Raw genomic sequence first — 15417 nt, 5'->3', positions numbered from 1 at the left:
TGCGCCCGTCCCGTGGGACCGTGGCTCAGGCCGTGACGATGGGTGCGGCGGGGGCCGCAGCCAGGGCCAGCGCGATGCCGTCGAGGATGTCACGCTCGCTGGCCACGACCGCGCTCGCCCCGGTGCGCTCGATCAGCGTGCGCAGTACGAGTGATCCGGCCGCGATGACGTCGACCCGGCCCGGATGCATGACCGCGAGCGCCGCCCGTTCGTCGTGGGTCATCGCCACCAGACGGGCGGTGACCTCGGCGACCTGCTCGGCGCTGGTCACCGACAGGTGGATGCGCTCAGCGTCGTAGCCGGGCAGGTCCGCGGCGAGCGCGGCAACGGTGGTGACCGTTCCGGCGACACCGACCAGGGTGGCCGCCCGCTCGATCGGCACGGTCTGCGCGGCCAGGTCGAACGCGGCCCGCGCATCGGCGACGATCGCCGCCACCTGCGCCGCCGTGGGCGGGTCGTCCCGCAGATGCCGCTCCGCCAGACGCACACAGCCCACGTTCACCGAACGTGCGGCCCGCACCCCGGCCAGGTCGCCCAGGACCAGTTCGGTCGAGCCGCCGCCGATGTCCGCGAGCAGGACCGGCGTCGCGACGGACGCGGTCGTGGCCAGATCGCCGATCGCGCCGGCGAACGACAACCCGGCCTCCTCGTCCCCGCTGATCACCTCGGGGTCGACCCCGAGGATCTCCCGGACTCCGGCCACCAGATCGCCTCGGTTACGGGCGTCCCTCGTGGCACTGGTGGCCACCATCCGCACCCGCGTCGCGCCCAGCCGTTCGATCTCGCCGGCGTAGTCGCGCAGCGCCGCCAGTGTGCGCTCCAGCGCCTGCGGGGAGAGCTCTCCGGTGCGGTCGACTCCCGCGCCAAGACGCACGATCTCCATCCGGCGGGTCAGTTCGCGCAGTCGGGGACCATCGACCTCCGCCACCAGCAGACGGATCGAGTTGGTGCCACAGTCGATCGCGGCGACGCGGGTCATACCGATCCCTTCCTCTTCGCGTTCTCGCGCTCGGCACCGCCGGCGGCGGGCACGCAGGCCTCGTCGGGCACGCAGGCCTCGTCGGGCACGCAGGGGCCACGACGGCCCCAGTCCTCGAGCGCGGCGAGCGCCTCGTCGCCGAACGGGTTGACCCCGGGTCCCGCGGCCAGGCTGTGGGCGACCAGCACGTGCAGACACTTCACTCGGGTCGGCATCCCCCCCGCGCTGGGGGCTCCGGTGAGCGGCTCACGGGTGTCCCGACGGTCGAGGTAATCCTGGTGCGCCGCCGCGTACGCGGCGGCCAGCTCCGGATCGGTCGCCAGCCGCTCGGTCATCTGGCGCATCACCCCGGCACCTTCCAGCCGGGACACCGCGCTCGCCGCCCGCGGGCAGGTCAGGTAGAACAACGTCGGGAACGGGGACCCGTCGGGCAGCCGGGGTGCGGTCTCCACCACATCCGGACGTCCGCAGGAACACCGGTGCGCGACCGCCACCAGGCCGCGGGGCTCACGGCCCAGCTGCTGGCGGACAACCTGCGCGTCCTGGGTCGTCACGGCCGTCCGCACCACGTTTCCCCCGTTTCCTGGCCGTGGCGTCGTGTCCACGACGATGTCGCCGGCTCCATCATGACGCGGCAGCCACGCCGCGCTACGGCGCGGAGATCTGCGACCACAGTCTGCCGTACCAGGCCGAGCCGCCGGCGGACGCGCCGCCGTGGGCCTCGTCCGTCGACGGCGGCGTCGCTGGTGCCGGCATCAGATAGGCCTGCTCACCGGGCTTGAGGTAGTGCAACCGGCGCCGCGCCTCATCCTCGACCCAGGCCTGGTCGCCGTAGCGACCGACCGTGGTGCGCAACTGGTCCACCTGGGTCTGGGCCTGCGCGTTCGCTCGGACAAGCTGGGAAAGCTTGCTCTGCTGGCGCAGGTACAACCGCAACGGGTAGGCCAGGGTGAGGACCAGCACGCAGATCACGACGGCGAGCAGGGTCGCCCTCGTCGTCAGTGCGACACGCGGCGCCGGCACCGGACTCAGGCGGACTGACCGTGCCGGGGGAAGGCCGCCGCACCCGCGTACCGGGCCGCGTCGTCCAGCTCCTCCTCGATCCGCAGCAGCTGGTTGTACTTCGCGACCCGTTCGGTACGTGCCGGGGCTCCGGTCTTGATCTGACCGCAGTCGACCGCGACGGCGAGGTCGGCGATCGTGGTGTCCTCGGTCTCCCCGGACCGGTGCGACATCATCGCCCGGTAGCCGCTGCGATGGGCGAGAGTGACCGCGTCCAGGGTTTCGGTGAGCGTGCCGATCTGGTTGACCTTGACCAGCAGGGCGTTCGCGGCCTTCGACGCGATGCCCCGGGCGAGCCGCTCGGGGTTGGTGACGAACAGGTCGTCCCCGACCAGCTGGACCTTGTCGCCAAGGCGCGCCGTCAGCTCCACCCAGCCGGTCCAGTCGTCCTCGGCGAGCGGGTCCTCGATCGACACGATCGGGTAGGCATCGACCAGCTCGGCGTAGTAGTCGCTGAGCTGAGCCGCGGTCCGGGTCTGGTTCTCGAACGTGTAGGCCCCGTCGGCGAAGAACTCGGTCGACGCGACGTCCAGTGCCAGGACCACATCCGAACCCAGACGCAGGCCGACCTTGTCGACCGCCTCGGCGATGAGGTCGAGTGCGTCCCGGTTGGTGGGCAGGCTGGGCGCGAAGCCACCCTCGTCACCGACGCCGGTGGCCAGGCCCCGGGCCTTGAGCACGCTCTTGAGCGCGTGATAGACCTCGGCACCCCAGCGCACCGACTCCGAGAAGGTCGGCGCCCCGATGGGAGCGATCATGAACTCCTGGATGTCCACGTTGCTGTCGGCGTGCGCGCCACCGTTGAGAATGTTCATCATCGGCACCGGCAGCAGGTGCGCGCTGGGACCGCCCAGGTAGCGGAACAGCGGCAGGTCGCTGGCGGCGGCGGCGGCCTTGGCGACGGCCAGGCTCACCCCGAGCAGGGCGTTCGCACCGAACGCGGACTTGTCAGGAGTGCCATCGAGATCGATGAGACGCTGGTCGAGCAGCCGCTGCTCCGCCGCGTCCAACCCGATGATCTCGGGCTGGATGCGTTCGATGACAGCGGCCACGGCCTTGCGCACACCCTTGCCGCCGTATCGGTCCTCACCGTCACGCAGCTCGACAGCCTCGAAGGCGCCGGTGCTCGCACCGCTGGGCACGGCGGCACGAGCGAGCGTGCCGTCCTCCAGCACAACCTCGACCTCGACGGTGGGGTTACCGCGCGAGTCAAGGATCTCGCGGGCTCCTACGGCCTCGATGGACGGCACGGTTAGACCTCCGAATGCGACGGGGGACGGATCGTCACGGACCGAGACTACCGTCGTGCCTCGGCTGACGAGACGCCGAACGGGCTGCGGCGCGCCGCCCGCCGGTGCCGAAGGTACTCAGTGGATCCGTCCCATCGGCGGCATGGTCAGCGGGCCGGCCACGGGCAGTCCGAGACGAGCGGCCAGTGGCGCGAAGGAGCCCCATCCGAACGACCCGAATGCCGACCCCACCGTCGAGCCCAGCGACGGACCGACGGCCGCGGCGCCCCGATCCTCACTGGATCTGGGTGTACGCACCCGGTCCAGCACCGACGGCCTGGAGGTCAGTCGCACCCGGGGAGTCTCGTCCGCCGGCAGGCCGGCCCGCGACCAGGCCAGCCGCAGGGCGTCGGAAAGCCCGCCGAGTTCGTCGACCAGACCGTGCCGGTGGGCGTCCGCGCCCGTCCACACCCGACCACGTGCCAGCTCGTGGACCCGGTCCCGACCCAGCCCTCGGGAGAGGGAGACCTTGTCGACGAAGTCGGCGTAGACCCGGTCCAGGAACTCCTCGAGCTTCTCCCGCTCGCCCTCGGTGAACGGCCGCCGCGGGGACATCATCAGCGCATGCTCGCCCTCCGCGACCGCACCGAAGCCGACGCCGACCTTGTCCAGCAGATCCCGCACGACCTGCTTTCCGGCGAACACCCCGATCGACCCGGTCAGCGTGCCGGGGTTGGCCACGATCAGGTCCGCCGCCAGGGCGACGAAGTACCCACCTGAGGCTGCCACATCACCCATGGAGACGATCAACGGTCGACCAGTCGCCCGAAACCGTTCGGCCTCCCGACGGATCAGGTCCGAGGCGACGTAGGAGCCGCCGGGGCTGCTGACCCGCAGCACCGCGGCGGCGACATCCTCATCGCGTGCCGCGGCCCGCAACACCGCCGTGATGGAGTCAGAAGCCAGAGCCTGCCCGGAAAACGGGCCCGCCGCCGCGGAACCGAGCACCACCGGCCCGGTTCCGTAGATCAGCGCGACGACCGAGCGACGCGGGTCCTTGTGCGCGGGCGTGACGGTCGGCGCCAGCGGCGAACTCTGCCGCGCCACCTCGGACCCTGCCTCGGACTCGCTCCCACCGGACCGCGCCGACGGCTCGTCCCGCAGGAAAAGCGCTCCGGGCCCACGCGCGGCGAACGCGGTCACGCGCCGCACCGGCGACTTCTCCCTGCGTTCCGCGGAACGCCGGTAGGCGGAGGCGTACATCAGCACCGGCTCGGAGGCGCCGCCCCCACCCTCTCCGGCAGCGTCGCCGACAGCAGCGTCGCCGACAGCAGCATCGCCGTCGTCGCTCGCGCCGATCCTCGCCCGGGCGGCGGCGTACACCTCGTCGCGATAGCCGAGCCGGTCGACCAGCCCGGTGTCCAGTGCGACCGTGCCGGTCAGCGGGCCAAGGTCGATCAGCCGCCGAACCCGGTCGGCGGGAATACCGCGGCCCTGCGCGATACCCGCGACGACCTGCTCCGCGGACGACTCGATGATCCGGCTCACGGCCTCCAGGTGGGCTGGCGTGAAGTCCCGTTCGACGAGTGTGTTCACCGCGTTCTTGTACTCGTAGCGCTGTCCGATCTCGACGGTCACGCCCAGACGGTCCAGCGCACCGCGCAGAAAGGGGGTCTCCATACCGAGCCCGGTCAGGCCGCAGTCACCACAGGGCGCAAGCCAGATCTCGTCGAAGGCGGTCGCCAGGTAGTACGGCCCCGTCCCACCTCCGAACTCGCCGAACGTGTCGGCGTACGCGATGGCGGTGCCCCCCGCGGCGCGGAAGGCGCTGATCGCCGCTCGAATCTCCTGGATGTGGGCCAGTGGCATCCCGCACGCGGCGATGTGCGCGACCACGACCGGAACCCGGGCATCATCCGTGGCGTGGCGCAGCGCCTCCACGATGTCGCGCAGCGTGTTGCGCCGTCGAGAAAGGGCGAACGTCACCGGGTCGGCCGGAACACCTTCGAGCAGTTCCACCGTGAGATCAAGCTCGAGGACGACTGGCGCCGTCCGCCGCGCCGCGATCTGCCGGACGTCGGCCAGCGCCTTACGTGGGATGGCAGCCATGCTCAGAGGCTAATCGCCGGTCCGGCCATGCAGGAAGGCCAGCACCGAGCAGAGTGGGCGCGGAGGCGGCGCCACGGGCGGCCTACCTCGAAGCCAGCCTGCCGGCGGGCAGGTCAGCCTGCCGGCGGGCAGGTCAGCCTGCCGGCGGGCAGGGAGATGGCCACAGCGTGCGCCACCGTTCGGCGGGCAGCGGGTCGGGCGGTGCGGCGCTGTCCGCGCGGGCGGCACCCTCGGCCGCTGCGAGTTGATCGCGGAATCGGCGCGCACGTGCGCGCAGCGCCTGCTCGGGGTCGACCCGCCCGGCGCGGGCCCACGCGACGGCGGCGAAGAGCAGGTCGCCGACGGCACGTTCGGCGTCATCGCTCGAGGAGAGCGGGGTTGTCGCCACGTCGGCGACGATGGACAGGAGGGCTCCTTCGACACCGGACACGGCCTGATCCGTAGCCGCGACGGGGACGGGGACGGCGACGTCCAGCGGGACGCCGATACCGCTGGCACGTCTGAGGAGCTTGGCGGCGAGTGAGAGCGCTGGCTGCGACAGCGCGACCCCCTCGGTCACCGAGACCCGTCCCTTCTCCTCGGCCTTGATGGCGTTCCAGTTGGTGACGACGTCCGCCGACCCGTCGACGATCACATCGGCGAACACGTGCGGATGGCGGCGGATCAGCTTGGCGGCGAGCCCGGTCGCCACGTCGTCGACATCCCAGGGGTCCTCGGGGCGTTCGGCGGCCACCCGGGCGTGGAAGAGGACCTGCATCAGGACGTCGCCGAGTTCCTCGCGCAACTCGTCGAGGTCGCCGTCCTCGATCGCCTGGTAGGCCTCGTAGGTCTCCTCGATCAGATAGGGGGCGAGGGATTCGTGGGTCTGCTCGGCATCCCACGGGCAGCCACCGGGTGAGCGCAGCCGATCCATGACGGACACCGCGTCCAGCAGCGCCGAGCCGGGAAGCTCGGCGGTGGCGAGGAGCGTGTCGACGATGAGGTCACGCGCGGCCTCGTCACCGTCCGACGGGGTGCTCTGGGCCAGGCGGTCCAGCTGGCGATCGAGATCGCTGGGTGCGACCGGATCGGCGAGCCAGGCGATCCGCGCCGCGTCCGGCGGTACGTGCGGGGACAGCCAGGCGGCGAGCTTCTCGTCCGCGGTCTCCCGGTGGGAGTCCTCGCCGGTGATGACGGTGACGGCGGCGCCGGCCGCGCGCAGGGCGTCCAACTGCGGATGGGCGGGTGACGCCGTGAGTACCGGCAGCTGGCGAAGCAGGTCCCAGGCGGGCGCGGTGAGGATGCCCGGAGCGACCCGCGGACTGGTAACGATCATTGTGACCCGCAGCGGCATGTCTTCTCTCTCGCAGGCATCAGGATTTCGCAGGCGTCAGGGCAGCGCGGCGTGTCAGGACTGGAGGGTCGTGTCCAGGGTGGGGGGCGGCACGACGCTGGACGCGATGGTGCCGTCGGCGGCGACGATCCCGAACTGGGCGGTGTCCCAGCGACCGAAGCGCGGGTTGACCGAGATCGGGTTCTTCTTCTCAGCCTGGTCGAGGATCGGCTTGAGCGCGGCGGCGCGCACGTCGGCGGCGATGAACCGGGCCAGGTAGGGCTTGGCCCGGGCATAGGTGAGCGGAATCCGGCCGACCTGGCTGACGATGCTGTCGTACTGGCTCCTGGTCTGGGCGTCGGTCGCGACCAGAGTGGGCGAGATCCGGTCGCTGAGCGCCGACTGGATCGCACCGGATCTCACGATCACCGCGACGTCCCGCTGGGCGAAGCCGACCGCGGCGGCGCGCTGCTCGAAGGCCCTGACGCTCCCGAACTGCAGGATCGCGTAGGCCTGGTAGTAGGCCGAGACATCGGCGTCGCTCACGGTGATGCCGCGGCGGTGGGCCTCGTCCGACATGAGTTGTAGCTGGACGAGGGTGGTGAGTGTGCGTCGCTGCAGGGAGGGCTGGTCGAGCGCGCTGGCGGCGGACTGGCCGGACGGCGAGGGGGGCACGGCCTGCGCGGCGGAGAGACCACGTTCGACGATGCTGCGCAGCTGCGAGGTCTCGATCGCGTGCGATCCGACCTGGGCGGCGGCGCCGGCATGCGTCGTGCAGGCCGAGGCGGCGAGCACGACGGTCATGCTCAGTCCGACGCCAGCGAGAAGGCGAGGAAGCTTCACGAACCCAGACGCTATCCGCTCAGGTGTGGCCAAGCACACCTCCGGTCCTCGAAGCCCGCGATTCAGCCGGCCGCGGCGGCGATCGAGTCCCCGACGACGGCGGCGAGCAGGTTCCCGGCCCAGGCCAGCAGCGCCCGGTCACGCAGGGGACGAGAGCCGATCCGACCGGTCTCGGTGGGTGCGGGAACGAGTACGGTGCGCGCCGTGGCCTTGACCACCGCGCCCTTGTACAGCCGGGCCAGGCGAAGCCCCTGGCTCTCCCGCAGCTCCAACGGCGCGAAGCGGATCTGACGACCGGCCGCCGTGATCTCGGTGACCCCGTGGCGGCGGGCGAGCACCCGCAGGCCGGCGACGGCGAGCAGGTTCTCCACCGGCTCCGGTACCGGGCCGAACCGGTCCACCAGTTCGCCGCGCACCTCGTCGATCTCGGTGTCGGTGACCGCACCGGCGAGGCGCCGGTAGGCGTCCAGGCGCAGCCGTTCGCTGGGCACGTAGTCGTGCGGCAGGCTCGCGTCCACCGGAAGTTCGACCTTGACCTCCGGCGGTGCCTCGACGGAGTCCTTGCGGTATTCGGCGACGGCCTCACCGACCATCCGGACGTACAGGTCGAACCCGACCGAGGCGATGTGGCCGGACTGCTCGCCGCCGAGCAGGTTGCCCGCGCCGCGGATCTCCAGGTCCTTCATCGCCACCGCCATGCCGGCGCCGAGGTCGTTGTGCTGGGCGATCGTGGCGAGACGGTCGTGCGCGGTCTCGGTCAGTGGTTTGTCCGCGGGGAACAGGAAGTACGCGTAGGCGCGGTCGCGGCCCCGCCCGACCCGTCCGCGCAGCTGGTGCAGCTGGGACAGGCCGAAGACGTCGGCCCGCTCGACGATGAGCGTGTTCGCGTTGGAGATGTCCAGGCCCGATTCGACGATCGTGGTGCAGACCAGCACGTCGAACTTCTTCTCCCAGAAGGAGACCATGACCTGTTCGAGGGCGTCCTCGTGCATCTGGCCGTGCGCGGTGGCGATGCGGGCCTCGGGAACCAGTTCACGCAGCCGCGCGGCGGCCCGGTCGATCGACTCGACCCGGTTGTGGATGAAGAAGACCTGGCCCTCGCGCAGAAGTTCCCGGCGGATCGCCGCGGTGACCTGCCGGGTGTCGTAGGCGGCCACCGAGGTGAGCACCGGATGGCGTTCCTCCGGCGGGGTGTCGATCGTGGACAGCTCGCGGATGCCGGTGATCGACATCTCCAGGGTGCGGGGGATCGGCGTGGCGCTCATCGTGAGCACGTCCACGGCGGTGCGCATCTTCTTGAGCTGTTCCTTGTGCTCGACCCCGAAACGCTGCTCCTCGTCCACGATCACCAGGCCCAGGTCCTTGAACCGGGTCTCGTTGGACAGCAGTCGGTGGGTGCCGATGACGATGTCGACGCTGCCCTCGGCGAGGCCGTCCAGGGTGACGCGTTGTTCGCTGGCCGAGTTGAACCGGCTCATCGCCCGCACGATGACGGGGAACGCGGCGTAACGCTCGCTGAAGGTCTGGAAGTGCTGCTGGACCAGCAGGGTCGTCGGCACCAGGACGGCGACCTGCTTGCCGTCCTGGACGGCCTTGAACGCGGCGCGCACCGCGATCTCGGTCTTGCCGTAGCCGACGTCGCCGCAGATCACCCGGTCCATCGGGACCGGCTTCTCCATGTCCGCCTTCACCTCGTCGATGGCGGCGAGCTGGTCGGGGGTCTCGCGGAACGGGAAGGCGTCCTCGAGTTCGCGCTGCCAGGGATTGTCCGGGGCGAAGGCGTGCCCGGGGGCGGCCATCCGCGCGCTGTAGAGACGGATCAGTTCGCCGGCGATCTCCTTGACCGCCTTGCGGGCGCGGCTCTTGCGCTTGGCCCAGTCGGCGCCGCCGATGCGGTCGAGGCTCGGACCCTCGCCGCCGGTGTACCGGCTGATCTGTTCGAGCTGGTCGGTGGGGACGTAGAGGCGGTCGCCGCGGGCGTACTCGAGCAGCAGGTACTCCCGCTTCGCCCCGGCGACCGTGCGGGTGACCATCTCGACGTAGCGACCGACACCATGGGCGTCGTGGACCACCAGGTCGCCGGGGGCGAGCGCCAGGGGGTCGATACCCTTGCGGCGCCGACTCGGCATCCGGCGCATGTCCCGGGTGGTGACACCACGAGCACCGGCGATATCACTTTCGGTTATGACCGCCAGGCGCAGTGTGCTGCTGGTGAATCCGGTGCCGAGCTGGCCTCGGGTGACGACGGCGACGCCGGGCACGAGTTCGGCGTCCTGGGCGTACCGGGCGCCGAGGTCGGCCTCCCGCAGCATCTCGACCAGCCGTTGCGCCGGCCCGTGCCCCTCGGTGACGATCAGCACCCGTCGCGACTCGGCCAGCCAGCCCTTGACGTCCGCGATGACCGCGGCGGTGTCACCGTGGTAGAGCGGCGCCGGACGCAGGCTCGCGACAACCGTGTTGTCGCCCTCGAGGGCGTCTGGCCCGCCGTCCTCGGCGAGGGGGACACCATCAGCGGCCGCCGCGGCGAACGGGCTGACCGACCACCAGGGCAGGCCGCGCCCGGCGGCCCGCTCCCGCACCTGCGCGATGGACCGGTAGGCGGCCGCGCCCAGGTCTATCGGCGCACCGCCACCGAGCGCGGCGACGCTCCAGGACGCCTCGAGGAACTCCTGGCTGGTCCGCACCAGCTCACCGGCCCGGGCCCGGACCCGCTCCGGGTCGCAGACCAGTATGTGGGTGCCGGCGGGCAGCTCGTCGAGCAGCAGCGACATGTGCTCGACCAGGACGGGAGCGAGCGCCTCCATACCGTCCGCGGGAACACCGTTGGCGATCTTGTCCAGCAGGTCGATCAGTTCGGGATGCTCCCCGGCCAGGGCCGCGGCACGCGCCCGGACGTCCTCGGTGAGCAGCAGCTCGCGGCAGGGCGGAGCGAACAGCCCGCGCGGCACGCCCCCGCCTGGCCGGGTGTCCGCCGACGACGACTCGTCGTCGGCGAGGGCCCGCTGGTCGGCGACGGAGAAGCGGCGGATGTCCTCCACCTCGTCACCGAAGAACTCCACCCGCAGCGGATGCTCCTCCGTGGGCGGGAACACGTCGAGGATTCCGCCACGCACCGCGATCTCGCCGCGCCGCTCGACCAGGTCCACCCGGTGGTAGGCGATGCCCACCAGCCGGGCGACCACATCTTCGAGGTCGGCGGTGTCACCGGTGGTGAGCTGCACCGGGGCGAGATCACCAAGCCGGGCCACCTGAGGCTGCAGGACGGCGCGTACCGGAGCGACCACCACCTTCGGCGCGGGACCACTGGCCTCATCCGGATGGGCCAGCCGGCGCAGCACCGCCAGGCGCTGACCGACCGTGTCCGCGCGCGGCGACAGCCGCTCGTGTGGCAGGGTCTCCCAGCTCGGATAGACCGCCACCGCGTCCTGACCGAGCAGATCGCCGAGGGCTGCGGCCAGGTCCTCGGCCTCCCGCCCGGTCGCGACCACCGCGAGCACCGGCCGACCGGCCCCACCCGCCCCACCGTCGCCGGTGGACGCGGCCAGCGCGGCCGCGGCGAAGGGCCGCAACGCCGCGGGCCCCGCGAGGTCGAGAGTCGACTGGCCGGCGGTGCTGATGGCCCGAGCCAGGGCCGGATCGCCGCCCGGCCGGGCGATCAGTGCGTCAAGTAGCGGCGCGAGGGTCATAAACCTGTCCCTGGGCCTCTCCGGAACGGCGCGTCCCCGGGGCCGTAGGTCCCAGGGGAGGTGGCGCCTCGAGAACAAGCGGAGTGACGTACACCCACGCGCGACGCGGAAAGTCGGCCGGGACGCCGCCTTCAGCCTACGACACCGACGGCCGCCGGGGTCGGTACGAGCCTCCTGCACCGTCGCGGCACCGCCACACCAGGGAGCGCGTCCGGGGACAGATCGACGTACAGTCGACTCCCCTGGCGACCAGCCGGCCGCCCGGCACCCATACCGAGGCTGGGGGCGAGTTGTCCACCACGCGCCGCAACGTTTCGGGATCGGGCGCGGGCCGCGGTGACGTCCATCAGATCGGCGAGGTCGCCGAGCAGGTCGGCCTTTCCCTGCGCACCGTGCGGTACTACGAGGAGGCGGGCCTGCTCACGCCGGTGGACCGGACGGTGGGCGGGTTCCGACTCTACGATCGCGACGCGATCGAGCGGCTGCTGCTCATCCGCAAGATGAAGCCGCTCGGGTTCAGCCTCGAGGAGATGCGCGCGCTCCTGTCGCTGCGGGACGAACTGGGCGCGCCGGGCCTGTCCCCTGAGGTCCGGGCCCGCCTGCGCGACCGGCTGGCCACCTGGGTCACGCTCGCGGAGCAGAAGCTGGCCTCGCTACGCGACCAGGTCGACGTCGCCGAGGCGTTCGTCGACGGTCTCCATCTCGACGCGGACCGCACCGGCACCTTCTGATCAGCCCCCACCCCACAGCCGCTGGTAGGTGACGGCGGACGCCGGGTTGAGGTTCGGGTTCACCAGGGACGAGCGGACATTGTCGGATTCGGCGTCGGAGAAATACGCCTCATAGGCGAGAATGTCTGCATTGTGGTAAAATGTATCGTACATTTTCTGCACGTAGACGGGATTGTCGCCACCGGCGGCGCCCGACCGGCCTGCCTTGCTGCCCTGCTGACTGACCACGCCCCACTCCGGCACGGAGAACAGCTTGTTGTGGGTGCGGGCAAAAGTGATCACCTGGCAGAGGCCGGCGTCGCCGTTGCACTGATCGTCGAAGGCGGCGGCGGTGGGACTCGGTGGATACTGGTCGTAGCTGTCGACCCCGATGACGTCGACATACTGGTCGCCCGGGTAGAGATCGAAGGCCCCGACCGGGGTGGTCGACCCGTGCGCGTTGAGATTCCAGTCGATCCGGACCGTGGGGCTGGTCGACCTGATCGCCGATGAGGCGTGCCGGAAACACTGGATCCAGTTCTGCGGGTCCGTCGCGGCCCAGGCGAACCAGAGTCCGTTGAACTCCCAACCGAGGCGGACGAACGAGTCACCGCGCCCCTGGGCCACCAGCCAGCGACCGAACTGCCGCCAGTAGCTGTCGTAGTCGCCGGCGGCGCAGCTGGCGAGGTTGCCCTTCTGCGGTCCGGAATCCGGGAACAGTGGCTGCGTGAGCACCCAGGTGCCCGCGTACCCCGCGAACGTCGACGTGCCGCGTCCCACCCATGGTGAGGTGATCGCACCCCAGCTGCTGCGTTCGGTGTACATGACGACCACGTCGTTGGGTCGGCCGCGGAAGGCCGCCCACGCGTTCGCCTGCTCGAGTGAATGCGCGGCCACACCCGTCGCGAACAGCCCGCTGGTCGTCGCCCGGGCCACCCGTTGCACCCCGGCGGCCACGGCCGTCGGCGCCGCGGACGGTTCCGCGGGACGCGGCTGCTCGGTCCGCGCCACCCCCGTGCCCGCGCCCGGCGCTGGCGCCGCCACGTTCTCGCGCCCGGACGGCACGAGCACCAACGCGATACCGGCGGCCAATGCCAGCACCACCGCCACCGCGACCGCGATGATCGGCAGGTTCGGGATACGGCTTGCCCCACCCCAGTGCGCGGTGATCCACGCCGCCACTCTGGATCGCCGCGACAGCGGCACGTCCCGCGGGACACCCGTGCGAACATCGGCCGCCCTGGCAGCGCCGGATCGACCGCCGCCGGTGGCTCCCCGGGCACCAGCGGCACCAGCGGCACCAGCGGCACCAGCGGCGGAACGACGCTGCGCCGGGCGCCGGTCCGGCTCCGGATAAGGGTCCGGCTCCGGATGACGGTGCGGTGCCGGGTAACGGTTCGTTTCTGGCCGGACCGGCCGGGCCGCGCCGCGGCCGTCCTCGCGCGGGTACGGCCGGTCCTCCCGCGGGTACGGGTCCGGCCACCGGCTCGGCGGTGCGTCCGGGCGGCGACGGTGGGCCCCCGGATCGCGCGGACCGGTCCGCGGGGCAGGAGCACTCCGCGGATCACGACGACGATCCGCGGCAGCGTCCCACCCGCTGCCAGCCCGGTCACGGTAATCGGAACGGTCACGGCGATCGACGCTGTCACGGTGGTCGTCACGGTCGCGGTAGTCAGCGCGGCCGGGCTGGCGGGCGCGATCGGGATGGCTGGCTCGTTCGCCGTTCGGGTGCGCGGGTGGGACGCCGGGCCAGCGCAGCACCCCCGTGTCCTCGGCGCTGGGCTCAGGTGCCCCATCCCAGCCGGCGTGACCCCGTGCGTCGCGGCTCGCCACGTCACGGCCCCGGGTGTCACGGCCCCGGGTGTCACGGCGGGCTGGGAGGCGGCGGACGTCGAACAGCGCGGTGCCCTCGTCCATCCCGTCCGGCGCCGGACGGGACTCGCCCGAGCGGCCGCGTGGTGCGGGCTCATCCGACCAGGGGCGCTCATGCATGCGCATCACCCCTGATCGTGATCCACGGCCCGATGGCACGGATCTGCCTGCACGGCCTACCGGCTCTTGTCCGTCCCGTCGCGACGGACGAACCGTAACAAGAGCGTACGAAGCGCGATGATGCCAGGCCGAAGCTGTCACGTACCGCAACAGGCATTCGGCCTCCTCCGTGTTGTCTCACCAGAGATGACGTCGGATCGGACAGGTACGTTGCCGTCACCGTCAGGATTGCGACATCACCTGAGCCTCTGATCGCGACAGGGTTCGGGCCGCGGTCGTGCCGGAGCGGTCTGCGACGGCACCCCGCCACCACGCCCGAGCCGGCCTGGCGCCGCGTCCGACCCCACACCGCTCAGCACACTGATCAGTACACGGACCAATACGGCCCTCGGCTCCGGGAACCGGGTCCGCCGGGGGCGGGCCGCAGCAGCTGACGTTGCCGCCGGGAGGAGCCGGCCAGCGGGTGGAGGGTCGTACGGTACCGTTGCGGCGAAAGTACCGGGGGCCCGAGAGCAGGTGGTTCGCCCGCCGGTCTGCCCACCAGACGCCACGGGCCGCTGGGCGTTCTGTCGCGGGCAACGTGCCGCCTGCGCCCATCCGCCCGCCGCGGCCCGACCGGGGCACGAGCACGGGAGACGCAACAGTCGTGAGCACCGACAGCGCACAGCGCACCGAATCCGTAGATCCCGCCGACATCCCCGTCGTCATCCTCTGCGGAGGCATGGGGACGCGCCTGCGGGAGGCGAGCGAGAAGCTGCCCAAGCCACTCGTGGACATCGGCGGCAAGCCGGTGCTGTGGCACATCATGAAGACCTATGAACACTACGGGTTCCGTAAGTTCGTCCTCTGCCTCGGATACAAGAGCGACCTGATCAAGAACTACTTCCTCGCCTACCGCGAGCAGGTCGCCGACTTCACGCTCACCCTCTCGGATGACCACACTCCGCGTTTCCACAACACGGTGGGCGACGAGAAGTGGGAAGTCACCTTCGCCGAGACCGGTCTGCTCACCGGGACGGGCGCACGCCTGCGCCGGGTCGCGCAGTACCTGACCGGACCGCGCTTCATGCTCACCTACGGTGATGGCGTCGGCGCCATCGACGTCGGCACCGTACTGGCCGACCATGTGGCCAGCGGTCGGATCGGTACGGTCACCGGCGTGCGTCCCTCGAGCCGCTACGGCGAGCTGGAGACCGACGGCAACAAGGTCAGCCTGTTCGCGGAGAAGCCGCCGCAGTCCGGCTGGGTCAGCGGCGGGTACTTCGTCTTCGAGCGCGAGTTCATCGACAAGTACCTCGACGATGATCCCTCCCTGCTGCTGGAGCGGCACCCGCTGCAGCAGCTGGCCCGCGACGGCGAGCTCACCCTGCACACCCACGAGTCGTTCTGGATGGGTATGGACACCTTCCGGGACTGGACCGAGCTCAACCAGCTGTGGGACTCCGGCACCGCGCCGTGGCGCGTGTGGGCCGACTGACAGTGGATCCGGTAACAG

The 15417-nt window shown here is 71.3% G+C and carries 11 protein-coding genes; 2 read left to right on the top strand and 9 right to left on the bottom strand.

Going from position 1 to position 15417, the window contains the following annotated elements; all coding sequences use genetic code 11:
* Nucleotides 1–25: 25 nt before the first annotated feature.
* From MXD61_RS16990 to mfd, 8 genes are all read right to left on the bottom strand, one after another.
* Nucleotides 26–979: a Ppx/GppA phosphatase family protein gene (locus MXD61_RS16990; RefSeq protein WP_248814379.1), complete on the bottom strand. Its 954-nt coding sequence runs from the start codon at nt 977–979 to the stop codon at nt 26–28.
* The gene (locus MXD61_RS16985; RefSeq protein WP_248814377.1) at nt 976–1548 is read right to left on the bottom strand and encodes a DUF501 domain-containing protein; all 573 of its coding nucleotides are present in this window, start codon (nt 1546–1548) and stop codon (nt 976–978) included. Before MXD61_RS16985 ends, MXD61_RS16990 begins: the two co-directional genes overlap by 4 nt.
* A 79-nt stretch (nt 1549–1627) precedes the next feature.
* Nucleotides 1628–2002, bottom strand: coding sequence for a septum formation initiator family protein (locus MXD61_RS16980; RefSeq protein WP_248814375.1), 375 nt, complete (start codon nt 2000–2002; stop codon nt 1628–1630).
* A 5-nt stretch (nt 2003–2007) separates the two neighbouring features.
* Nucleotides 2008–3291 carry a phosphopyruvate hydratase gene (gene eno, locus MXD61_RS16975; RefSeq protein WP_248814373.1) on the bottom strand — a complete coding sequence of 428 codons (1284 nt, stop codon included), beginning with the start codon at nt 3289–3291 and terminating at the stop codon, nt 2008–2010.
* Nucleotides 3292–3408: 117 nt separating this feature from the next.
* Nucleotides 3409–5379 carry a signal peptide peptidase SppA gene (gene sppA / locus MXD61_RS16970; protein WP_248814364.1) on the bottom strand — a complete coding sequence of 657 codons (1971 nt, stop codon included), beginning with the start codon at nt 5377–5379 and terminating at the stop codon, nt 3409–3411.
* 133 nt (nt 5380–5512) lie between these two features.
* Entirely contained in the window at nt 5513–6712 is a 1200-nt protein-coding gene (locus tag MXD61_RS16965; RefSeq protein WP_248814363.1) for a MazG family protein, read from the bottom strand.
* A gap of 54 nt (nt 6713–6766) precedes the next feature.
* Nucleotides 6767–7534 carry a SurA N-terminal domain-containing protein gene (locus tag MXD61_RS16960; RefSeq protein ID WP_248814362.1) on the bottom strand — a complete coding sequence of 256 codons (768 nt, stop codon included), beginning with the start codon at nt 7532–7534 and terminating at the stop codon, nt 6767–6769.
* A gap of 62 nt (nt 7535–7596) precedes the next feature.
* A complete protein-coding gene (gene mfd / locus MXD61_RS16955) occupies nt 7597–11220 on the bottom strand; it encodes a transcription-repair coupling factor (RefSeq protein WP_248814361.1) in 3624 nt (1207 codons plus the stop codon).
* Between the two features lie 290 nt (nt 11221–11510).
* Here mfd and MXD61_RS16950 point away from each other — a divergent pair, with 290 nt between their 5' ends.
* Nucleotides 11511–11951, top strand: coding sequence for a MerR family transcriptional regulator (locus MXD61_RS16950; protein WP_248814360.1), 441 nt, complete (start codon nt 11511–11513; stop codon nt 11949–11951).
* Here MXD61_RS16950 and MXD61_RS16945 read toward each other — a convergent pair whose 3' ends face one another.
* Nucleotides 11952–13112: a glycosyl hydrolase gene (locus tag MXD61_RS16945; protein WP_248814359.1), complete on the bottom strand. Its 1161-nt coding sequence runs from the start codon at nt 13110–13112 to the stop codon at nt 11952–11954.
* Between the two features lie 1456 nt (nt 13113–14568).
* Here MXD61_RS16945 and MXD61_RS16940 point away from each other — a divergent pair.
* Entirely contained in the window at nt 14569–15399 is an 831-nt protein-coding gene (locus MXD61_RS16940; protein ID WP_163547545.1) for a sugar phosphate nucleotidyltransferase, read from the top strand.
* Nucleotides 15400–15417 lie beyond the last annotated feature (18 nt).

Source organism: Frankia sp. AgPm24 (assembly GCF_023243055.1).
GTDB classification, from domain to species: domain Bacteria; phylum Actinomycetota; class Actinomycetes; order Frankiales; family Frankiaceae; genus Frankia; species Frankia umida.
This window is presented reverse-complemented; position numbering and strand designations above follow the sequence as displayed.

Coding starts and splice junctions, on each gene's coding strand:
- MXD61_RS16965 (WP_248814363.1), bottom strand. CDS start 6,712: ATGCCGCTGCGGGTCACAATGATCGTTACCAGTCCGCGGGTCGCTCCG.
- mfd (WP_248814361.1), bottom strand. CDS start 11,220: ATGACCCTCGCGCCGCTACTTGACGCACTGATCGCCCGGCCGGGCGGC.
- MXD61_RS16990 (WP_248814379.1), bottom strand. CDS start 979: ATGACCCGCGTCGCCGCGATCGACTGTGGCACCAACTCGATCCGTCTG.
- sppA (WP_248814364.1), bottom strand. CDS start 5,379: ATGGCTGCCATCCCACGTAAGGCGCTGGCCGACGTCCGGCAGATCGCG.